Raw genomic sequence first — 20,872 nt, forward strand, 5'->3', positions numbered from 1 at the left:
AATGAAGCTCAAGATCGAAAACCTCTCGAAACGGTACGGTGCGTTCGACGCTTTGAAGCCGACGTCTCTCGATGTGGCCGAAGGAGAATTTCTGACTCTATTGGGCCCTTCTGGCTCCGGAAAGACGACGCTCCTAACCATGATCGCCGGACTAACCCCTCCAAACTCCGGCGAGATCTACATCAACGGTCGTCGAGCTACCAACGAGCCCGCGTTTTATCGGGATATTGGCATGGTCTTTCAGAACTATGCCTTGTTTCCTCATTTGAGTATCGCGGAAAACCTCGCATTTCCGCTGCGCATGCGGAAGATGCCGGAGGCTGATATACGCGACCGGGTAAAGTCGATGTTGGAGATCATCAGCTTACCTCACGTTGCCGAGCGTGTGCCCAAGGAGCTATCGGGTGGTCAGCAACAACGCGTGGCTCTCGCACGCGCAATGGTCTACCGGCCGTCGATCGTACTGATGGACGAACCTTTGGGCGCGCTGGATAAGAACTTGCGCGAGCAGATGCAGATCGAAATCAAGCATCTGCATAAGCGATTAAAGACGACCATCATCTACGTGACCCACGACCAAGAAGAAGCGTTGGCCATGTCAGATCGGATCTGTCTGATGAACGGTGGCGAGATCGAGCAACTGGCACCACCGAACGAAATTTACGATCGCCCCTCGACGGTCTTCGCCGCTAACTTCATCGGACAGTCCAATATCATGGCGGCTGGCGAAGTGAGCGATGCAAGCGGCAACGTGACGCCCATGCAGGCGGGAACGCGACTGATGGTTCGACCTGAATACGTTCGCGTCAACGCCGACGTCGTTCCCGCGCACCACCGGACCGAAGCGACGTTTATTGAGCGCATCAATATTGGGCCGACAACCCGGTACTTCTTCAAGTCGGCGTCCGATCGCGTCCTTTCAGCCCTTGTTCTGAATGCACAGGCTCCTCACGATATCGAGAACGGTCAACGTTGCATCTTGAGCTGGGCCGCCTCCCGGTCGGTAGAAATAAAGGATGTAGGAACGTGACAGATCGGACGACCATCCCGGGATCATGGCCGCGATCAGATCGGCGCCTACCTCTGAGCGAATTGCTAGCGCGCTGGCCGTTTCTTCAGATAGCACCGCTGCTGACGTTTCTATCCGTCGTATTTGTACTGCCTGTCGGCGGAATTCTTGTTCTCAGCCTCTTTGACGCTCACGGTGCGCTGACGCTAGAGAATTTTTCGCGAGTATTTAAGACCAATCTATACGTTAGCGTGCTCGTGCGAACGATTCAAACCGCTGCTTGGGCCACCGGGATCTGCCTGACGCTCGGTTACCCCGTTGCATATGCACTCTCCAAAGCAAATGCAGGGGTTCGAGCAGCAATCCTGACGTCCGTTCTGGTGCCGCTTTGGACTAGCTTTCTGATCCGCAATCTGTCACTGATTATTATCTTCGGTCGCCGCGGTTTGATCAACGTAACCGGCTTGAAGTTGAGCTGGCTCGATCATTCGATCGCCTTCCTCTACAACTGGAACGGCGTGATGATCGGCCTGAGCAGCTCGCTTTTGCCTTTGGCGATTATTACGATGTACTCCGTAATGGAGGGCATCGAGCCGAACTTGGAAAAAGCGGCGAGCACGCTGGGTGCCCGCCCCTCCCATGGTTTTTGGCGGGTCTATTTTCCTCTGTCGTTACCGGGAGTGGCGGCCGGCGGTATCTTGATCTTTGTGAGTGCTCTTGGGTTTTTCATCACGCCGCAGCTGCTCGGGAGTCCTCGGGAAACGATGATCGCTCAATTGATCATCGAACAAGTTACCGAGGTGTTGCACTGGAACTTCGCTGCGGCGATATCCGCCATGCTGTTGCTGGCAACACTTATTTCCTTCTTTCTGTTTGATCGGGTGGTTGGAATGCACATTCTGACCGGAGAAGAGGGCGACCAGCATCCGTCGAGACTGAACCGAATGCTCCGCCGTGGCGGAATGAAACTAATCAACGGAATTTCATGGATTACCGCCAGCTTCGGATTGGTCGCCGAAAAACTGACGGGACGGACGGTGAAGCTCAGGCAAAGGGTGAGTAGACCCATTCTGTCGATGGTTTCGCTGGCAATTGCGTTGTTCTTGATACTTCCGATCTTCTGTATCGTTCCGATTTCATTCTCTAACAGCCTTCTGTTCGGCTGGCCGCCCCAGGGTTTCTCACTCCGATGGTACACGTCGGTCCTTAGCTCACCAATCTGGGTATTGGCTTTCTGGCGATCGGTTGGCATCGCCGCCATCACCAGCTTGATGGCCATTGCCATCGCTATTCCGGCGGCACTATTTCTCGTTCGTCAAAAGACGAGGGCAAAGTTCCTGATAATTCTGCTGCTGACCATTCCGATTTTTCTGCCTCATATCATCACGGCGGTCGCGCTGTTCTACGCTTATGCCCGCTTCGGGCTGATTGGCACATGGGTCGGATTGATCATGGGGCATATGGTGTTTGCGCTGCCCTATGCCACGATGTCACTGATGGCCGTGCTCAAAAATTACAATCGTTCGTTGGACTATGCCGCATGGACGATGGGCGCGTCAAAATTCAAGACCTTCCGATATATCATGCTGCCGATCATCAAGCCTGGAGTTTATGGCGCGTTTCTTTTCGCATTCATCCAGTCGTTTGACGAAGTGACGATTTCTCTGTTTGTCACGGGAGGCAGCTTCACCACGCTTCCGAAGCAGCTATACCAACAGGCAGTGTACGGGGCGTCACCGGAGTTGGCAGCAGTGTCGACGCTACTCCTGGCGTTAATTCTCGGATTTATGCTCATAGCCAATTCCGTTGGCGGGACGTCCAGACGCGTGTAGCGCTTGCATCGGTTGGATGGGCCGACATTAGAGCCGTCAGTTCGAGGCAATGGTTAGTGAGGAGGCCAACAATGAATAGAAGGCAATTCGTCAAGATAGCTGCGCTATCCGGCGCGACTTTCCCACTACCCGCCATCGTCGGACGCGCATCGGCGGCCGGTGAGACCCTCTATGTTGCGGATGCGGGCGGTGCGTACACCGAGTCCTACAAGAAGGTTATCTATACGCCCTTTACTGCAAGCACGGGAATTGATGTCGTTCCGGTCGTTCGGCCAGCCCAAGCGCTGGCTCAGATGAAGACCATGGTGGAAACGCAGAACTATACGTTCGATGTGCATGGGGCCGCCGGTCTCGATGAAGGTGTCCGCTACGATGCTGAGGGGCTCAGCGAACGAATTGAGTTGCCGAGGTCAATATATGACGACCTTCCTGACTCCATCAGAAATGTTCCGGGCTTCTATCCGGACTCCGTTGCAGCGTTTGCGACGGTATATCGGCCGTTAGCGACAAAACGGGATCTGAAACGAGTTGCCGATATTTGGGACATGTCCATTCCGGGAGTTCGCTCGCTGCGTACTGGCGGTCGCGACAACATAGAATGGGCGCTTCGAGCGGATGGCGTTCCCGCGGGACCGGCCATTATCAATGAGCTGAAAACAAAAGCCGGGTGGGAGCGCGCATTTCGAAAATTGGATGAGATCAAACCGAAAATCCTGACTTGGTGGAGTACGGCCCCACAAAGCGCTCAGCTTCTGCAAGCTCAGGAGATCGATATTACAGCGACGTATGCGAACCGGGCTGCAACGCTGATCCGGCAAGGTGAGAACCTCAAAGTGCTTTGGAACGAAGGTTATTACACTGCCTATGGGTACGTCATCCCAAAAGGCAATCCAAAGGTCCATTTGGTGCAGAAGCTCATCGAGTTCTCATTGGATCCGAAGCGTCAAGCCGCGCTTGCTTCCGAGTTGATGCAAGGAAGCGCCTCGAAAAGTGCCTTCGAATTTATCGACAAGAAGGTGCTCGAGTACGTCCCGACGCAACCAGATAATTTCAAGCAGATGGTCCCGTTGGACGTGGCTTTTTGGGGAGAGAATCTCACGAAATCGAATGAGCTGTTCAATCAGTGGCTTGTGAAATGACGAATGATGATCGGCACTATCGGCAACGACCATCCCTTTGAACGCCCCGGGATGATTGCCTCCGACGACATTCGATGAAATCCGCGGTCGGCGTAAGTCGCTAACGGAAGGCCAGAAATGAACAGAAGAAAGTTTACTAAGACCACAATGCTGGCGGGCGCAACGTTAGCAGCACCCGCGATCATGGGTCGCGCTTCGGCAGCGGGCGAAACTCTCTACATTGCAGATGCTGGTGGCTCCGTATCTCAGATTTATAAGGAGCTCTTTTACACTCCTTTCACGGAGGCTACCGGCATCACGGTCGTTCCCGTGGTGCGAGCCGCGCAGCCGCTGCCCCAGATGCAGTCGATGGTCGACACGAAGAATTATATCTTCGATGCTTGCATTGGCGCAGGCATGGACGAAGCAGTTCGATATTTGGCTTTGGATTTGGTTGAAAAGATCACCCTTCCAAAACACCTGTATGACGACCTTCCGGTGGAGCTGAGGAACCTCGCCGGTTTTGTGCCCGACTCGATATCAGCCTATTCAACGGTTTATCGGACCTCCGCGACCGGGAAAGATCTGACTTGCGTTGCGGACATGTGGGACAAAGCGATCCCTGGCGTGCGGTCCCTCCGCAACAGCGGCCGGGACAACATCGAGTGGGCATTGCGCGCCGACGGCGTCAAGCCCGGCCAGGCCATCATAAACGAACTGAAAACAGATGCCGGTTGGATTCGGGCATTCAAGAAGCTCGATCAAATCAAACCGCGGATCGCTATGTGGTGGACGACGGCGCCGCAGAGCGCGCAGCTGTTACACAGCGGCGAAATCGACATTACCGCGACCTATGTCAACCGGGCAGCGGAGCTTATCGTGCAAGGAGAGGATCTTAAGATCCTATGGAATCAAGGCTATTACACCGCATATGGCTGGTCGATTCCGAAAGGGAATCCGAAGGTGGCGATGGTTCAGAAGCTCATCGAATTCACTCTTGATCCGAAGCGACAAGCCGCGCGTGCAGCGCGCGTCCTGAACGGAACGGCTTCGATCAGCGCCTACCAATATATCGACCCCAAGATCTTGTATTTGATCCCGACGCAGCCTGACAACTTTAAGCAGCTCGTGCCCCTCGATGTCAGCTTCTGGGGTGAAAACTTGTCCAAGTCGAATGAAATGTTCAACGCTTGGCTCATCAAATAAGAGGCTGCGACAGCCGAGCCCGCGCGCAGACGGGTCGAAAGCCTGGCGTCGTTCTCACGGACTAGGAAGCGGTGACTAATTTGAATACACGAAGCAGATCGAAGCGGGTTGGCAAGATTCAGGTCGATGTCTCCGAGAGCATGGCTCAAAAAGCAAAGTTGAGAGTGGCCTCAGGCAAGCGCGTTATCAGCCTTGCACAGGGCGAACCTGACTTCGATACGCCAGAGCACGTTCAGGAAGCGGCAATTGCGGCGATCCGAGCTGGAGAAACCCGCTATACCATCAATACGGGTACCATTCAGCTGCGCGAGGCCATCTCGCGCAAGCTGAGACGCGACAACGACTTGGAATACGGAGTCAATCAGATCGTGGTCGCTCCGGGCGCGAAACCAAGTATATATAATGCCTTCGCCGCAACCTTAAACGACGGCGACGAGGTCATTATACCTGCACCCTATTGGGTGCCGATGCCAGACATGGTGCGGCTCGCCGGCGGACAGCCGGTGATAGTCGCGTGCGGCGTCGAAAGTGACTTCAAGATGCAGCCTGGACAACTACAGGCGGCCATCACACCTCGGACGCGTTGGCTTCTTTTGAATTCGCCAAACAATCCGTCGGGATCAATTTACTCAAAGGCGGAATTGCTTTCCTTCGCCGAAATATTGCGTCGCCATCCTAACGTCCTTGCTTTGTCAGATGACATCTATGAGCACATTCGGTTTGATGGGCGGCCGTTTTACACCTTGGCGCAGATTGCGCCCGATTTGCGGGAGCGCATCCTGACGGTCAACGGCGTTTCCAAAGCATACGCCATGACGGGTTGGCGTATCGGCTATTGCGCCGGGCCGGATTGGCTGATCAGGGACATTACTCGAGTCTTGTCGCAAGCGACGGGTGGCGCATGTTCAATCGCGCAGGCTGCTGCTCTGGCCGCACTCGAAGGGCCACAAGATTTCTTAGCCCAGCGCGTAGCTGTGTTCCACCGGCGGCGAGATTTTGTCTTACCGATCATCAAGGCAATTCCAGGTCTTTCCGCCGAGCGCCCTGAGGGAGGGTTCTATATCTTTGTGAGCTGTACCGATCTGATTGGGAAAACGACGCCGGCAGGCGGCCGAATCTCGTCTGATAGCGTTCTGTGCGATTACTTACTGGCCGAGGCCGACATCGCAGTTGTACAAGGCGCGGCCTATGGCCTTTCTCCTTACTTCCGTATCTCCATCGCGTCGTCGGACGACGACTTGCGTACCGCCGTGGCAGCGATCCGCTCCGCGGTTCTAGCCTTACGCTGAACCAAATTCGAAGTATCATAATATGAACGAGATCACTTCCAGTGCCGCCGAGGCGACGCGATCACGTCCACCCGTGACCGCCTTCCTTGCTGATTGGGTTACGAAACTGCGCTTTTCCGACATCCCGACAGAGGCGGTGGAGACGACCAAGCGCGCTTTCGCAGACACGTTGTCTGTGACGCTTGCGGGCGCAGGCGAGGCGGCCGCAAGCAGGGCGCGTCAAGCTTTGGTCGATGAACCCGGCAAATCGCTGGTTATCGGCACTTCCTTGCGCACGACGGCGAGAACGGCGGCTTTTCTCAATGGTGTGGCAGCTCATGTGCACGATTTCGATGACGGCAACGCGACTATGCTTGGCCATCCATCCACTGGCATGGTTCCGGCGCTTCTTGCGCTGGCCGACGAGCGCAACGTTTCGGGCGAACAACTGATCACCGCGTATGTGGCTGGGATGGAAGTCGGCGCCAAGATTGCGCGGGCGATGACCTACCAACATAATGCCAACGGTTGGCATACGACGTCGACTTTCGGAACCTTCGCAGCGACGGCTGCATCGGCAAAGCTGTTGGGTTTGGACGCGCAGCAGACCAGAGATGCGTTGGGGATCGCCGCCTCGATGGCTTGTGGCATCCGTCAGAACTTTGGAACGTCGACCAAGCCCGTCCACGCCGGCCGTGCTGCCGAGAACGGCGTAATGGCCGCAAAGCTGGCTCTGGCTGGCATCGACGCAAGCCCGACTGCCATCGAGGGTCATGAAGGTTTCATGCACCTATTCGGTGACTTGAGTGTGATCTGTTTTGAAGACGCAATGCGCGACATGGGAGCCCCCTTTGAAGTGATGCGCATCAACGTCAAGCTATATCCGGTTTGCGCGATGGTGCTCCCGGCTCTCGACGTGCTTGTCGAAGGCCTCCGAAATAAAGAGCTTGATCTGGCAGATATAACCTCGGTGCGTTGCGGCACCAGCTATCAAACGCTTAACATCATGCGTTATGATCGGCCTGAAAGTCACTTACAGGCAAAATTTAGCTACAGCTATTGCGTGGCTGTGGCACTGCGAAAAGGCGACGTCACGCTAGCCGATTTCACTCCCGATGCGCTCAAGGATCCCGCGACGCGCAAGATAATGGAGTCGGTTGAACCTTATGTTCATCCAGACCAGAGCACGCCAGAGCTTTTCGAGCCGCTCTACAGAGCCGGAAAAGCCTTTACCGAAGTTGATGTCATGCGGCGAGACGGGAGTCTCTTTAAACGGCGCAAATCCAATTATATCGGCTCGAGCAGCGACCCCGTCAGTTGGGAACATCTGGAGCGGAAATATCGGGCGTGTACTGATGGAATGTTCGATTCCGCCAGGTCGGATCTTATTTTGACACGTTTCCAACATTTGGACAGGCTGAACCGGGTCGGTACACCAATTCTATTGGGCCTTGAAGAGCTGCAGTGACGGACAAAGTACGGGCATGTGCGCAAAGCTAGTGGTTCTTGATGCACCGAGGGTCAGTCACTGCGGTGCTTCGGCTCTGCTGCTCGATGCCGAAGGGCCACTTTCGTTGCAAACGCAGCAACGCATTTGGGCGTTGGATAGAACGGTCCGGAATTGGCAAGAGGTGACTGACGCGCAGGTGGGATTGAACAGCCTCTTAATCGTTGTCGACCCTTTGACAACGGACACCGAGCCTTTGGCGATGAGATTTTTGGCGGAATGGAATGGAACGACCGCTTGGTCCGGTAATGGCCGCACACTCGAAATCGGGATCGTTTACGGGGGAGCTGCAGGTCGGCACCTGCGCGAAGTTGCCGATCGTCTCGGAGTATCGCCGAGCAGGGTGGCTGAATTGCATTCGGCAGGCAATTACACTGTCTTTGCGCCTGGAACGGGTCCAGGCTTCGGCTTTCTCTTCGGACTGGATAGACGGCTGCACCTGCCACGCCGGCCTGAACCTCAAATGGTACCCAATGGTCCAAATTTGAGCATGGCGGGAGCGCAGACGTCTCTTGGACCGCCGTTGAAGCCGGGGGAGGAGCCTTCGCTCGTTCCAAGCGGCTGGTACGCACTCGGACATGCACCGGCATCGCCCATACCGTTCGACTTCAGCAAAACGCCGCCCAACGTTCTTGACCTGGGAGACTGCATTCGTTTCCGAATCGAACGGGTTGAGACATGATCGAAGTGCTTCAAACGCTTCCCTTGAATTCTGTGCAGGATTTGGGGCGGATAGGGCAACGTCACCATGGAATTGCCCGAACGGGAGCGGCCGACCGGGTCGCTCTATCGGTGGGCAACATCTTGCTTGGAAATTCCACTGAGGCCGCCGGAATTGAGGTCCAGATGGGTCCCATGCGGTTGCTGTTCAATCAGCAAATCATGGTTGCACTGTGTGGGGCCGATTGTCAGGCCGTTCTCAACCAACGTCAAGTCGCACCATGGTCGCGTTTCGCGGTTGCGCCGGGCGACGAGCTGGCGATTGGACCGGCACGTATGGGGCTTAGAGCCTATCTTTGTGTGCCCGGAGGCATCGACGTTCCCGAGGTGCTGGGATCCCGCAGCACCTATTTCAGGCAACGCGTTGGTGGCCTGGAAGGGCGCATGCTTCGCGTAGGCGACAAGCTAGGCGCTCTGAAAAAGAGTGCGCAGCCGCAACCCGAACTCTCCGTCTTGCCGCCCGACAACGTTCTCGAACGCGGACTTCACGCATTAGCGGAGCAGGACGATATTGTTCTCCGCGTCGTTCGTGCCGGAGAATATGATGATTTCACATCTAGGTCGCAGCAAACGTTCTGGCGTGATCCCTGGAGGGTCTCCGCTCAGAGCAATAGAATGGGCTATCGATTGGATGGCGCCGAACTGATGCGTACCGACCCCGGAGAAATGCGATCATGTCCGATCACGCCCGGGGTGATCCAGGTGCCCCCAGGCGGGCGCCCTATCGTGCAATTGGTCGACGGCAACTCTGCGGGTGGCTATCCGAAAATTGGTTACGTCATAGAAGCCGATCTCTGGCGCGTCGCCCAAGCGCGGCCAGGCAGCGTGTTCCGTTTCGTGGAATGTTCGGTAACCGAAGCGCGTAAGGCTCTATCTGAGATCGTGAAATATTTGGACAGGCTGGGTTGCCTGATAGCGACGGCCGACAACGGCGGCGTACCAGCGCGCATTTCGCGAGAAACCGAGGCAGGGATGGCGAACGATGAAAATCGATATCAATTCTGACATCGGAGAAGGGTTCGGGCGTTGGCGGCTTTGCGATGACGCCGCTCTGATGGCGCTGATTTCGTCCGCGAATGTGGCCTGCGGTTTTCACGCGGGTGATGCGGTCATCATGACCGACATGGCGGCGCAGGCGAGAGCGCGGGGAGTGGCGCTAGGAGCGCATGTCGGCCTGCCCGATCTACTAGGCTTCGGTCGTGTTCCGATGAAGATTGATCCCCACGATATGCGGAAACACGCACTTTACCAGTTGGGCGCTCTCTCGGCGATCGCCAAGGCTGAAGGTTATAAGGTGACACATGCCGGTACGCATGGCGTCTTTGGCATGATGTCGCGCGAAACACCGGAATATCTTCAGCTCATCTTCGATGCTTTCAAAGCCTATGATCCCGACATCATCGTGCCGGGAGAACCCGGCAGCCCTTGGCAAGCTTACGCGCGGAAGATCGGGTTGCGGACTGTTGGACGAATTTATGCCGACCGGGCCTACGAGGAAGACGGCTCGCTCGTTTCGCGAAAGAAGCAGGGAGCAGTCATCAACGATCTCGATCAAATCGCCGCGAGAGCAAGCCAGTTCTTGAATGACGGCACGGTGACAGCTATCACGGGAAAACGAATCAAGTTGGATGCGAAAAGCATTCTGGTTCATTCAGATACGCCTGGCTCGGTCGAGATTGCCAAGACTTTGCGCGACACGATTGAGAGAGGCGGTGGACAAGTGACGCCACTGACAGAGCTTGTCGAATAGAACAGCGTTCATCGCGGAGCGTCACTTGACCGTAGCGGACGACGAAATTCAGATCCCGCTAGAGATCCTCGAACCCAAATTAGCTTCGGCCTTGCGCAGAGCGGGACTGTCGGAACCCATCGCACGAATCATTGCCGAAACGGTTGCCGGCGCCGAAATCGACGGCAGTAGAAGCCACGGGATCCATCGCTTGCCCGGCTATGTCTCAAGCATATCCAGCGGCTGGATTAATACTGCAGCTAAACCGGCTTGCGAGCAGACGCGGCCCGGCTGTTTGGCGGTTGAGGCTGACAACGGGTTTGCTCAACAAGCAACGCGCGCCTTCTCGAACCGTCTTGCTGGTATGGCTCGGAGCCAAGGTGTCGCGACGATGTTTGTCCGCAATTCGCATCATTTTGGTGCTTTGTGGCAGGACGTGGAACCCCTGGCGCGCGCCGGTCTGATCTCAATTGCGATGGTGAACAGTCGCAGCCATATGGCTGTTTGGCAGGGTAAGCGAAAGACGCTCGGCACCAATCCGATCGCATTTGCCTGTCCAAGGACAAACGCGCCGCCTTTGGTGTGGGACCAAGCTTCGAGCATCATGTCGCACGGCGACATCCTGCTGCACGCTGCCGCTGGTAGACCCGTTCCTTCAGGGGTCGGAATTAACAGGGACGGAGACGTAACTACTGATCCGGCGGCGATACTGGACGGGGGGGCGCTCCTGCCGTTCGGCGGAGCAAAAGGAGCGTCGCTTGCCTTTATGGCCGAGGTTCTGGTGGCGGCACTCTCCGGCGGCACCTTCGGATTTGAAGATTGTTCTTCCAACTTTCCTGGGGCGAAGACCTCGAATGCCGGGCAATTCATTTTGGCCCTTGATCCCGGTGCTGGCGGGAATGCTTCGTTCCAGGGACAGTTGGAGAGGCTAATAGCGGAATTGAAACACGCAGGATCAACTCGCATGCCGGCCGATAACCGCTATCGGCGTCGCCAAGCGGTGCATGAAAGCGGAATGCTGTCGGTCGATGCGCGCAATTGGGCGCGCGTTCTCAGTTTGGCGGAGGACTAGCGATCTTGATATCGCGAAGGCGACAAGTGTTGCCAAAAGCATCACCGAGACAATTGTGCCGGTTCCCCTGTTTCTGTCTCCATTAAAGCAAAAGGCGTTTCGATCGCTCTGGATCGCGACGATGATGTCGAATCTCGGGACGCTTGTGCAGTCGGTGGGCGCCAGCTGGGTCATGGCCACTATGATGGGTTCGCAGGCCATGGTGGCGCTGGTTCAGACAATGAATTCCCTTCCCGTGATGATCTTCTCGATGATAGCGGGTGCGCTGGCGGATAATTATAGTCGTCGTCGCATATTGATCATGGCACAAGGTGGCATGGTGTTAGTATCCGCGGTTCTCGCGACTTCTATCTGCTTCAATGTTCTGGATCCTTGGCTTCTTCTCGCCCTTACATTTCTAATCGGTTGTGGCAACGCGCTGTACAATCCCGCGTGGCAAGCCTCGATAGGCGATGTCATCTCAAAGGAAGATGTTGCCGGCGCGGTCGGTTTGAATGGGCTCAGCTTCAACATGATGCGCAGCGTTGGCCCTGCCTCGGGCGGATTGGTCGTCGTAGTGGCAGGGTCCGCCGCGGCGTTCGCTGCGAATGTTCTTCTCACACTGCCGCTGATAGGCGCGCTCTTGCATTGGAAGCCGCACTATCCAAAGCCGGAGCTCCCCCCGAGCATGTGGGAGCAGCGATTGGTGCCGGCCTTCGTTACATCAGGGTGTCTCCCCATCTTTTGAGAGTTCTCCTACGAACGGCGATCTTCAACTTGGCCGGTGTCGTCGTTTTGGCTCTGCTTCCGTTGGTTGCACGAGACACGTTGAAGGGAACGGCACTAACCTACGGCATGATGTTGGGCACTTTTGGCTTCGGTGCGATCGGCGGCGGCTTGGCAAACGCTGCCATTGTCCGCAAGTTCAATAACGAGGTTGTCATTCGCGCAACTTTCGCGAATTTTGCGCTCGCGCTCATCTTGTTGGGCGCTTCAACTTCGATGCCCCTTAGCTGCATCGCACTACTTGTCGCCGGTGCCTGTTGGGTCATTTCATTGTCCTTATTCAACGTCACCGTGCAACTGTCACGCCACGGTGGGTGGTTGGAAGAGCGCTCTCCTTCTATCAGACCGCGACTTTCGGCGGGATGGCCCTTGTATCCTGGCTTTGGGGCGAAGTTGCAGGTTCACACGGTCTTTCGATCGCCTTCGTGGCGGCAGGGACCGTAATGATGATCGGAGCGGTCTTGGGCTTTCAATATCCGCTTCACGCGTTGTCCGGCGATGATCTCGATCCCATCGGACCATTCCAAGCGCCCGAGCCTATGGTCGAGATCAAGCCGGATTCGGGGCCGGTCTTGGTCTTAATAGAGTATGAAATTGCCCACGAGGATACTCTTCGCTTTCTTGAGCTGATGCGAGAACGGCGTCGTATCCGTTTGCGTGACTGGGCCCGTCGTTGGGCCTTGTTACGAGACATTGAACGGCCACTCGTCTGGGTTGAAAGCTACTACTCGCCAACGTGGATCGAATATCTGCGTCATCATGGCCGCCGTGTACGGGCAGACGCTGACAACTTGGCGTCGCTTCGCAGTCTACATCGGGGGCCTAAGGATCTGCGTCGTGTGCATCGCCTGATTGATAGCCGGATTGTTCCCACGCGAAGCGATTTTCCGCCAAAACCCGAAGCAATGCTTTGATCTTGAGTACGATCCAAGCGCCCTCTCACCTTTCGACGCAGAAGTTGGTTGATTGTATCCAATAGCTAAGTTAAGTATGCACCAAGTCTCTCGCCCTGACTTTTTGCTGGTTCGTCATGTCCCAACTGCCCGCTTCAACCAAAGTGATCGTGATAGGGGGCGGAATTATCGGCAGTTCAACTGCTTACTACCTGGCCAAGCGAGGGGTTCCAACCTTGCTTTGCGAGAAGGGACTTATCGGAGCAGAGCAATCCGGACGCAACCAGGGTTGGGTTCGCGCTCAAAAGCGCGACGCTCAAGAAATGCCGTTGATCCGGGAAAGTTTGCGAATCTGGAACGATCTGGAGCGGCAGCTAGGCCAAAGTGTCGGCTTTAAACAGACGGGTATTTTGACGGTATTCAAGCGCGACGAGGAAGCAGAAGCTTGTGAAAGCTGGCTCGCCAACACCTGTCCCGACGATATCGTTGCTCGCATCGTTTCAGGGGCTGAATTGCGAGCCTTGCTGCCTGGCGCGTCAAGACCGTGGGCTTGCGGCCTGTATTCTCCCAATGACGGCAGGGCGGAGCCATCATTGGCAGCTGCTGCGTACGCAAGCGCGGCGAGGGCGCTCGGCGCGCAGATTGTCGTGTCATGCGCTGTGAGAGGAATTGAAACCCGGGCGGGACGCATTTGTGGCGTTGTGACGGAGCTCGGGCCAGTATCTTGCGAAGCAGTTGTTTTGGCGGGCGGAGTTTGGTCTTCGCTCTTTTGTAACAATATGGGTTTGCGGTTGCCGCAACTCAAGACAATGTCGAGCCTTGTCCGAGCGTACCCGTTGGAAGGGGCTCCAAAAACGTCGATCAAGGGCCCCGATTTTTCGATCCGCACTCGGCACGATGGAGGGTTCACCATAGGTTACGGCGCGTGGAATCGAACGGAAATCGTGCCCGACAGTTTCCGCTATCTCGTCGACTATTTGCCGATGATTTTGACTGGTGGAAACAATGTACGGCTGCGTCTGGGGCGGCGCACGCTTGCGGAGCTGTTTCAGAAATCGCGCTGGCGCATGGATGAACAAACGCCTTTTGAACAGACACGTGTCCTGGATCCCGTGCCATCACTATACGATCTTCGTCAGGCGCAGCGTAATATCAGTCGCGAGTTTCCCGTATTCGCCAATATGAGAGTTGCCGCAACCTGGGCCGGCCTGATCGATGTCATGCCCGATACAAAGCCGGTCATTGGGGCAGTGGACACCATTCCGGGATTTTTTATCAGTAGCGGGTACTCCGGTCACGGCTTTGGGATTGGTCCTGCGGCCGGGCATCTGACGGCTGATCTGGTTACTTCCGAAAAACCTATCGTCGATCCTTCTCCTTTTACTTTCAACCGGCTGTCGAGCGTCAAACGCCAGCCGGCTTTCGCACAGTAGAACGGATATGTATCGCGCAAGCACGTATCAGATGCGAAGCGGTTGGAACGCGATGCTACCGCCTCGCATTTGCCGGCCCGCCCTCAACGGAAAGCTGAGCGTCGATCATGCCGTTGTAGGCGCAGGTTTCACTGGGCTCGCTGTTGCAAGAAGGCTCAAAGAGCTGGAACCCGAAACTGATATTCTCATCATTGACGGCGGAACAGTTGGCGAGAATGCTTCAGGTCGGAATTCCGGCTTTTCTGGCAGCGATCTGCCAACGGTGAGTATGGCATCGGCCAGCAGAGCTGACGCCTCAGCCGATGCTCTAAGCAAACAGAACGTCATAGCCGTATTTGATGCCGAGGGTTTGGCTTGGCTGAAAGACCTCGTGGCCCGGTACGGGATCGATTGCGGGCTTCGACAGGTCGGTTCGTTCAAGGCCGCTGTAAGCGAGCGAGCCGCTGCGGCTCTGTTGAGAATGAGCGAGAGCGCATCGACACAGGGCCGCACGCTTCCGGTTTACAAACAAGATGCTTTGGAAGAGCTAACCGGCACATGCTTTTATCGGTTGGCCATTCGATCCGAGTCTACACATCTATTTCAGCCGGCTGCGCTCGTGCGCGGTCTGGCAGATCATCTACCTTCTGACATTGTCTTTCATGAAGGAACCACTGTCAGCAACATCGAAAAAGTAGGTGAGCGTTGGCACTTGACTTGTCCGCAGGCGCGGATATCCGCGCGGAACGTCATCCTGGCCAACAATGCCTTTGTTAAGCTGCTGGGATACGGCAAAGATCGGTTGGTTTCCTTATTTACTTATGTGGGCGTGACGGAAAGGCTGGGCAACAGGGCACGTCTGCTCGGTAGTCTTCCGGAATGGGGCATGACGTCGGCCCAACGGGCCGGTGGTAGCACCCTTCGTAGACTTTCCGACGGACGCTGTATGATCCGCAGCCTCTATTCCTATGAGGCCGAGCTCAAGGAGAGCGTAATCCGACGAAGATTGCTCGATCGGTTTCGCCGTCGTTATCCGCATCTTGCGGATATCGACTTCGAATACGTATGGGGCGGAGTTACCGACGTCACGCGTGGAGGCGCTCCATTTTGGGGAGAGCTGGAGCAGGGGCTTTTTATAAGTGCCGGCTATAACGGCTCTGGTGTCGCGAAAGGTACCGCATTGGGGCGCCGTCTTGCCGAACTAGTCGCCGGCAAAGTCGCACAAGAAACGGTGACTGGACCGCTCGGCCGTCCCGGATGGCTGCCGCCCGAGCCATTCAGATTCGTCGGCGTGCGTGGCACGGCAATGTACGAGGAATTCCGTGCCGGTGCAGATGCAACCTGATCTCAAAGTTGGACCAGCAGGATAGGGAAATGGTGGTGATGAAGGAGTCCACTCGACTGCTGTTCTTCGGCGGGGGAAATATGGGTTCGGCTCTTATCCGAGGAGTACGCCAAGCACTACCTAATTTAAAATTGATCTTGGTTGATCCGGATGTCGGCCGAGTGGAAGACGCTGTGCGTGGTCTTCAAGGCGTATCAATCTTGCCGGACGCTCCGAGTTCATCATCAGGCTACGATCTGCTCGTATTGGCGGTGAAGCCGCAGAATGTTGCAACTTTCTCTGATGGACATCGACGCTTGCTGGCCGAGAGTCCGGTTCTTTCGGTTATGGCCGGCATGCCGCTTGGGCGATTAATGGAGGTATGCGGCAGTGCGAGAGTGGCGCGCGTTATGCCCAACCTTCCTGCGTTTGTTGGTCAAGGGACGAGCCTCGGCGTAACCGGGCAGACGTTTCCAATCTCGGCAAAAACGGCCGTAGAGCAAGTCTTCGCGCCAGTCGGCAAATTTGAATGGGTGGTGGACGCGGCATTGATTGACAAGGCTATGCCGTTCTACGCCTGCGCGCCTCGCTATATTTTCGCTTTTGCTGAGCAGCGGCGCAAGCGGCTGGCGAGGCTGGATTTTGATACAGAATTCGCTCAGTTGCTCGTTGCGCAGACGATGTTGGGTTCGGCGGCGATGTTAGCAGCTGATCCGCGCTCGCCTTCCGAGCTCAAGCGAGCCGTCATAAGTCCGGGAGGGACCACTGAGGCTGGCGTGATCGAAATGGAGCGTGAGGGGGCCCTTCCCAAGATAGTACGCGCTGCAACCAGCGCTGCGTATCGACGGAGTGTCGAACTAAGAAAAAGTTAGATTTGGGATCGCAAGACGATTGGGAGGTTCGAAAGTGTACGGCGAATTCTCGCCGAACTGGATGCGTAAGCGGCCGGATCGCGCTGCCGCGCACCGAAGGCGCGATTTGAAAAATGGCGGACCTATGCCAATCGAGCTCGAACCGAATTGGCCGGACAAAAACGTCTGGTCGGCATAATCGATAGATAAGCAAAAGGAAGCAAAATGAACGCGAAAAGAGCGTCAGACTCTCAAAAGCAGCGACCGGAAGTCGGCCGCATCCTTGCTGACTTCTGCGCGGAGCTGAAGTTCGAATCAATGTCCGCTGCCGCCGTCGAGGCCGCAAAGAGGGGCATTGCCGACACGTTGTCTGTTGCCCTAGCGGCGAAAGCTGAGGAAGTTGCGGGAGTCATGGGCGGGTTCTTCGCCGAAGAACCAGGAAAGGCACGTGTCTGGAATACTGCGCTGCGAACGACAGCTCGAAATGCTGCTCTGGCCAATGGCGCTATGGCTCATGCGCATGACTTCGACGACGGTAATTATGCGATGGTGGGGCATCCATCCGCCCCAGTATTGCCCGCTATCCTTGCGCTCGCAGACGAACTGGCAGCTTCGGGTGCAGATATCATTGCGGCCTATGCGGCCGGTGTCGAGATGGAAGGCCGTCTCGGCATCGCCGTAACCTATGAACACAATGGTCGTGGCTGGCACACAACTTCCTCGCTCGGGACATTCGGAGCTGCCGCTGCCGCCGGAAACCTGTTGGGGCTTGATGGCAAGCTCATGCTAGAAGCCTTCGGAATTGCAGCCTCGCTTGCATCTGGATTACGTCAAAACTTCGGATACATGACCAAACCGCTACATGCAGGATTCGCAGCGCAGAACGGCGTCCTTGCCGCCAAACTTGCTAAGGCCGGAATGCGATCAAGCCCTAATGCGATCGAGGGGCACGAGGGGTTTTTCGATCTCTTTACAGATCCAGAAAAGCTGAACGCGGACGAAGCAATCCGCGATCTTGGCCTATCCCTCGAACTCATCCGCAATAACCCCAAGCTTTATCCGACATGCTCGCTTGTACATCCGGCCCTGGATCTTGTAACGGAGGGTATTGCGAGTGGCGAAATCGTGGCGGACGACCTCGAGGTCATCAATGTGGGCGTCAGCTACCATGCTTTGAATTTAATGCGATACAACGATCCGAAAGATGCACTGCAGGCGAGGTTCAGCATCCCGTATTGCATAGCGGCGGCATTGGCGCATGGCGACGTAACGCTTGGGAGTTTTTCCGACCAGTCCGTTGCCGGAAATGAGATCCGCGGCCGCATGGGCAAAGTCAATGCCTATGTTCATCCCGACCTGTCAACCAAGGAGCAGTTCGAAAAGGTCTATACCAAAGGAGCCGCCTTTACCGAAATCGAAGCGGTTCACAAGTCGGGGAAGATCCATCTCAAGCGGCAAAGCGTGGCGGTCGGCAACCATCAATATCCGGCTCCGCCTGAAAGGCTCCGACGAAAATTCGAAACGTGTGCAGCGCTTTCTGTTGGAAAGCCGAAAGCCAGGGATCTTTGGAATATGCTGATGAAACTCGAAACTGTGCAGTGGTCGGAAGTCGATAGCCTTCTGGATGAGTAGTCAATACAATCTGTCAGAATCAACATCTGCTGGTGGTGGGTATTTAGGGAGAACAACGGAGGTCGGAAGGCCCAGAAACGCTTGATGTTCGGGTGAGCGAATTGCTTTCGTCCTCCTTTTGTATATAATTTCGGCAAAGAGGATACATTTGAGGCGAAGTTTGTGACAGAACTGGACAATCAACAAAGGCCTTCGGCGACTGAGACGGTGAGAAAGCTTCTCCGGGCTGACATTCTTGCTGGGACATTCGCCCCCGGCGAGCAGCTTCGCCAAGAGGAATTGGCGGACAAATTCGGAACGAGCCGCATTCCGGTAAGGGAGGCCTTGCGACACCTCGAGGCGGAGGGTCTGGTCACGCTCCTAAACAATCGGGGCGCCAAGGTAGTCTCATTCACTTCGGCCGAGGTGATCGAATTGATGGAAATTCGCATTGCGCTGGAGTGCCGCGCGTTGCGTCTAGCCATTCCTAATATGATTCAGAGTGATTTTGATGAGGCCAAACGTATTCTCGTGGAATACGACAAGAAAAGCGACCCCGCTCAATGGGCGGAGATGAACTGGAAGTTTCACGAAACCCTCTATATCCCCTGTAATCTACCTAGATTGCTGTCTCTTATCGAAGGCAACTACGGGCAGGTGAGCTTGTTCGTCCGGGCACAAGTCTCTATGGCGTCAGGCAAGAAAACGCCGCAAGAAGAGCATGTGGATATCTTAAAAGCTTGCCGCGCCGGGAACGTTGAAAAGGCCGTCGATCTTCTCGAAGCACATATCTCTAACACCAAGAAGGCGCTCATGGTGCAGCGCCGTAGGAGTCGGTGAGCGCTCCTATTGCTGGCGCGGAAAGCGTACTTTCCTTCACGCCACCGGCGTTTCCTGAATCTTCATACTGCGGCGGTTAGATCAACCCAGTACTTTATCGAGAAATACCCGGGTCCGTTCTTCGCGTGGCGTACCCAAGATCGAACTTGGTGCACCGTGCTTGACGATGACGCCGCCATCGGTGCAGTAGCCATGATCCGCCACTTCGCGAGCGAAGCCCATCTCGTAGGTGTCGAGAATGCAGGTCATGCCTTCTGCGGCGAGATCGCGAATGGTGACCAGATCCTCCTTCTTTGTTTCCGGATCGAGCGCGGCAGGACCTCGTCGAACAGCATTACCTTCGGATTCATGGTAAGTGTAGCTCTGCGGCCCTTTTGAATGGCGCTTGACGCCTATTTTGTTCGCGTAGCGCGCCGCCGCGGTTTCCATATGTCGGACAACGCGTTGACGGCGGCTTCGAGCGCCTTCCGGTCGACGACGTTGGGATCGAACCGCCCCGGGCCCCAGAGGCGCATATGTTCGTGGTCCGGATGGGCGGGGTCTCTGATGGCTTCGAGGTATTCGGCATAACCCGGCGCACCGCCTACGTCTTCCGGAGGACAACGACCGGCGGCCTCGAGCAAGAAGGGAAGTCCCTCCGTCGTGGTGTTCTCGAACCATTTTTCGAGCTTGATCACATGGTCCCAGCTGTCGCCGAAGTCATAGAGATAGTGGATCGTCTTGGCGCCGGTCTCGCGAACGATGTCGCAGAGGCGCGCTTTGCTCGCATCCATGGGCTGGTGGCCGTAATCGTTGTGGGGATCAGGAATTCCCCAATGAACATCGCCAGCGAAGAACTCGAAGAGGTGACCGTTCGTCCAGCCGAATGCCTCCTGAAGCGTCAGATGCAACCGATCAAGGCGCAAGGTGACGGGTACGACGAGGCGACGCATCACCGCCGGCTTCACATCCTTGAGGGTCACCTTGATCCGGACCGCGGTCGTGTTCAGGTTCATGCCGCCAGCCTCGGATCAAGTGTATGCATCGTATAGGTCGACGCCCAGGGAAGCAGTTCGTCCAACCGCGCCGCAGGCCAACCATTGACGAGCTTGGCGAGAACGTCAGCGAGCCAGTGCTCGGCACTGACGCCATTGAGCTTACAGGTCTCAATGAGCGAAGCCAGCAATGCCCAATTCTCGGCACCTTCGTCGCAACCGGCAAAAAGGGAGTTCTTGGCGTTGAGCTTGATCGGCCGCATCGCACGCTCGACAGCATTCGTGTCCAATTCGATGCGCCCGTCATCAAGGTAGAGCGCCAGGCCGTTCCAATGACGCAGCGCGTAACGCAAAGCCTTCGCCGTGTCGCTCTTCGGTGCAAGGTGATCAAGCTTGGCCTCAAACTGTCATTCGGCCTGCAATATTGACCCCCTAAGCCGGGGGATCGGCGTCCAAAATTGGCTCTGACTCACTTTTGATGCAGTTCGAGGGATGTCTGGCGTTTTGATTGGAGGAGAATCAGCGCCATGCAGCAAGCACTCCACCGCTCCAGTCTGGTGCCGCGTGGGTTTGTGGTAGAGAGTGCGTGCTACGAGGGTGATAAAGCCGTCATCACGGTCCGGGCGTCCGGAAGCGTCGGCATGTGTCCATTGTGCGGAGCGGCTTCCCGACGTGTCCACAGCCGCTATCGGCGCCGTGTGACCGATCTGCCGCTTTCGGGGCGGGTCGTGAAGCTCCTGG

18 protein-coding genes and 2 pseudogenes are annotated in these 20,872 nt (G+C 56.1%); 17 read left to right on the forward strand and 3 right to left on the reverse strand.

Annotated features, from left to right (window positions below; genetic code table 11):
- The first annotated feature begins 1 nt into the window (after position 1).
- The 16 genes and pseudogenes from L6639_RS36350 (at position 2) to L6639_RS36420 (ending at position 19,157) form a co-directional block, all read left to right on the forward strand.
- A complete protein-coding gene (locus tag L6639_RS36350) occupies positions 2-1,030 on the forward strand; it encodes an ABC transporter ATP-binding protein (RefSeq protein WP_128955179.1) in 1,029 nt (342 codons plus the stop codon).
- Entirely contained in the window at positions 1,027-2,841 is a 1,815-nt protein-coding gene (locus tag L6639_RS36355) for an ABC transporter permease subunit (protein ID WP_164933842.1), read from the forward strand. Before L6639_RS36350 ends, L6639_RS36355 begins: the two co-directional genes overlap by 4 nt.
- Before the next feature lie 71 nt (positions 2,842-2,912).
- Complete coding sequence (locus tag L6639_RS36360) at positions 2,913-3,980, forward strand: extracellular solute-binding protein (protein WP_128929622.1); 1,068 nt, start codon at positions 2,913-2,915, stop codon at positions 3,978-3,980.
- Positions 3,981-4,097: 117 nt separating this feature from the next.
- Positions 4,098-5,165, forward strand: coding sequence for an extracellular solute-binding protein (locus tag L6639_RS36365; RefSeq protein WP_128929621.1), 1,068 nt, complete (start codon positions 4,098-4,100; stop codon positions 5,163-5,165).
- A 71-nt stretch (positions 5,166-5,236) separates the two neighbouring features.
- On the forward strand, positions 5,237-6,454 hold the full coding sequence (locus L6639_RS36370) for a pyridoxal phosphate-dependent aminotransferase (RefSeq protein ID WP_128929620.1): 1,218 nt from the start codon (positions 5,237-5,239) through the stop codon (positions 6,452-6,454).
- A 22-nt stretch (positions 6,455-6,476) separates the two neighbouring features.
- Positions 6,477-7,901 carry an MmgE/PrpD family protein gene (locus L6639_RS36375; RefSeq protein ID WP_128929619.1) on the forward strand — a complete coding sequence of 475 codons (1,425 nt, stop codon included), beginning with the start codon at positions 6,477-6,479 and terminating at the stop codon, positions 7,899-7,901.
- Between the two features lie 16 nt (positions 7,902-7,917).
- Positions 7,918-8,622 (forward strand): carboxyltransferase domain-containing protein, encoded by a 705-nt coding sequence (locus tag L6639_RS43570; RefSeq protein WP_128929618.1) that lies wholly within the window; start codon positions 7,918-7,920, stop codon positions 8,620-8,622.
- On the forward strand, positions 8,619-9,665 hold the full coding sequence (locus L6639_RS36380; protein ID WP_128929617.1) for a 5-oxoprolinase subunit C family protein: 1,047 nt from the start codon (positions 8,619-8,621) through the stop codon (positions 9,663-9,665). The genes L6639_RS43570 and L6639_RS36380 overlap by 4 nt, the downstream gene beginning before the upstream one ends.
- Positions 9,643-10,410 (forward strand): LamB/YcsF family protein, encoded by a 768-nt coding sequence (locus tag L6639_RS36385; protein ID WP_128929616.1) that lies wholly within the window; start codon positions 9,643-9,645, stop codon positions 10,408-10,410. Before L6639_RS36380 ends, L6639_RS36385 begins: the two co-directional genes overlap by 23 nt.
- 25 nt (positions 10,411-10,435) lie before the next feature.
- Positions 10,436-11,461 carry an Ldh family oxidoreductase gene (locus tag L6639_RS36390; RefSeq protein WP_164933844.1) on the forward strand — a complete coding sequence of 342 codons (1,026 nt, stop codon included), beginning with the start codon at positions 10,436-10,438 and terminating at the stop codon, positions 11,459-11,461.
- 124 nt (positions 11,462-11,585) lie between these two features.
- A pseudogene (locus L6639_RS36395) lies at positions 11,586-13,140 on the forward strand (MFS transporter).
- Positions 13,141-13,256: 116 nt separating this feature from the next.
- Positions 13,257-14,552, forward strand: coding sequence for an NAD(P)/FAD-dependent oxidoreductase (locus L6639_RS36400; RefSeq protein WP_128929614.1), 1,296 nt, complete (start codon positions 13,257-13,259; stop codon positions 14,550-14,552).
- Positions 14,553-14,559: 7 nt separating this feature from the next.
- Entirely contained in the window at positions 14,560-15,876 is a 1,317-nt protein-coding gene (locus L6639_RS36405; protein WP_128929613.1) for an NAD(P)/FAD-dependent oxidoreductase, read from the forward strand.
- A 29-nt stretch (positions 15,877-15,905) separates the two neighbouring features.
- Positions 15,906-16,727: a pyrroline-5-carboxylate reductase family protein gene (locus tag L6639_RS36410; protein WP_164933845.1), complete on the forward strand. Its 822-nt coding sequence runs from the start codon at positions 15,906-15,908 to the stop codon at positions 16,725-16,727.
- Positions 16,728-16,931: 204 nt separating this feature from the next.
- Entirely contained in the window at positions 16,932-18,338 is a 1,407-nt protein-coding gene (locus tag L6639_RS36415) for an MmgE/PrpD family protein (RefSeq protein ID WP_128929611.1), read from the forward strand.
- A 162-nt stretch (positions 18,339-18,500) separates the two neighbouring features.
- Positions 18,501-19,157, forward strand: coding sequence for a GntR family transcriptional regulator (locus tag L6639_RS36420; RefSeq protein WP_128929610.1), 657 nt, complete (start codon positions 18,501-18,503; stop codon positions 19,155-19,157).
- Positions 19,158-19,238: 81 nt separating this feature from the next.
- On the opposite strand, the gene L6639_RS36425 is transcribed toward L6639_RS36420, so the two are convergent.
- The 3 genes and pseudogenes from L6639_RS36425 to L6639_RS36435 all read right to left on the reverse strand — a co-directional run.
- Positions 19,239-19,586, reverse strand: coding sequence for an ATP-binding cassette domain-containing protein (locus tag L6639_RS36425; RefSeq protein ID WP_371746379.1), 348 nt, complete (start codon positions 19,584-19,586; stop codon positions 19,239-19,241).
- On the reverse strand, positions 19,550-20,152 hold the full coding sequence (locus tag L6639_RS36430; protein ID WP_128929609.1) for a plasmid pRiA4b ORF-3 family protein: 603 nt from the start codon (positions 20,150-20,152) through the stop codon (positions 19,550-19,552). Before L6639_RS36430 ends, L6639_RS36425 begins: the two co-directional genes overlap by 37 nt.
- Positions 20,149-20,535, reverse strand: a pseudogene (locus tag L6639_RS36435) (IS66 family transposase); the annotation flags it as partial. The pseudogene L6639_RS36435 and the gene L6639_RS36430, both read right to left, overlap by 4 nt.
- A gap of 123 nt (positions 20,536-20,658) precedes the next feature.
- Here L6639_RS36435 and L6639_RS43575 point away from each other — a divergent pair.
- A partial coding sequence (locus L6639_RS43575; RefSeq protein WP_377819110.1) for a transposase family protein occupies positions 20,659-20,872 on the forward strand: 214 nt, incomplete at its 3' end.

The sequence above is a fragment of the Bradyrhizobium zhengyangense genome (assembly GCF_022012555.1).
Lineage (GTDB): Bacteria > Pseudomonadota > Alphaproteobacteria > Rhizobiales > Xanthobacteraceae > Bradyrhizobium > Bradyrhizobium zhengyangense.

Bases quoted from the DNA above. Each gene is read 5' to 3' on its own strand.
- L6639_RS36425 (WP_371746379.1), bottom strand. From the start codon at position 19,586: ATGGAAACCGCGGCGGCGCGCTACGCGAACAAAATAGGCGTCAAGCGC.
- L6639_RS43570 (WP_128929618.1), top strand. From the start codon at position 7,918: ATGTGCGCAAAGCTAGTGGTTCTTGATGCACCGAGGGTCAGTCACTGC.
- L6639_RS36350 (WP_128955179.1), top strand. From the start codon at position 2: ATGAAGCTCAAGATCGAAAACCTCTCGAAACGGTACGGTGCGTTCGAC.
- L6639_RS36375 (WP_128929619.1), top strand. From the start codon at position 6,477: ATGAACGAGATCACTTCCAGTGCCGCCGAGGCGACGCGATCACGTCCA.
- L6639_RS36365 (WP_128929621.1), top strand. From the start codon at position 4,098: ATGAACAGAAGAAAGTTTACTAAGACCACAATGCTGGCGGGCGCAACG.
- L6639_RS36380 (WP_128929617.1), top strand. From the start codon at position 8,619: ATGATCGAAGTGCTTCAAACGCTTCCCTTGAATTCTGTGCAGGATTTG.
- L6639_RS36410 (WP_164933845.1), top strand. From the start codon at position 15,906: ATGGTGGTGATGAAGGAGTCCACTCGACTGCTGTTCTTCGGCGGGGGA.
- L6639_RS36385 (WP_128929616.1), top strand. From the start codon at position 9,643: ATGAAAATCGATATCAATTCTGACATCGGAGAAGGGTTCGGGCGTTGG.
- L6639_RS36360 (WP_128929622.1), top strand. From the start codon at position 2,913: ATGAATAGAAGGCAATTCGTCAAGATAGCTGCGCTATCCGGCGCGACT.
- L6639_RS36415 (WP_128929611.1), top strand. From the start codon at position 16,932: ATGAACGCGAAAAGAGCGTCAGACTCTCAAAAGCAGCGACCGGAAGTC.
- L6639_RS36405 (WP_128929613.1), top strand. From the start codon at position 14,560: ATGTATCGCGCAAGCACGTATCAGATGCGAAGCGGTTGGAACGCGATG.
- L6639_RS36430 (WP_128929609.1), bottom strand. From the start codon at position 20,152: ATGAACCTGAACACGACCGCGGTCCGGATCAAGGTGACCCTCAAGGAT.
- L6639_RS36400 (WP_128929614.1), top strand. From the start codon at position 13,257: ATGTCCCAACTGCCCGCTTCAACCAAAGTGATCGTGATAGGGGGCGGA.